The sequence below is a fragment of the Micromonospora sp. RTGN7 genome (assembly GCF_033804645.1).
In the GTDB taxonomy this organism is placed as follows: domain Bacteria; phylum Actinomycetota; class Actinomycetes; order Mycobacteriales; family Micromonosporaceae; genus Micromonospora.
Genome location: NZ_JAPZLF010000065.1, coordinates 1 through 301 on the forward strand (window position 1 = coordinate 1; position 301 = coordinate 301).

Annotated in this window: 1 pseudogene; it reads right to left on the minus strand. The window is 68.1% G+C overall.

Annotated features, from left to right (window positions below):
* Positions 1-301 (minus strand): annotated as a pseudogene (locus SNR22_RS29225) (2-oxoglutarate ferredoxin oxidoreductase subunit alpha); the annotation flags it as partial.

Below are 301 nucleotides of genomic sequence, written 5' to 3' on the forward strand. Positions count from 1 at the left end.
GGCGTCGCCGTCGGGGTCCTCCACCTCGACGTCCGGGACGGGGATGTTCTCGATGCGGGCGGCCCGGGTGCGGACCATGAAGTCGTGGTTCGCCGGGTCGTAGGAGATGTCACCGGTCTTGTCGGCTTTTTCCAGGCCGCCGATGCGGTGTTCGAGTCCCGGGGTGCCGGGGACGGCCCATGGTCGGGCCAGGGTCTGTGGGTCCCGTAGGTATGGCAGGAAGGTGCCGTTCTCGCCGTTGGGTGTGGTGGCGAACTCGACCCGTAGGTCGGGTAGGGAATCCACGTCGGGTAGGAGCCAC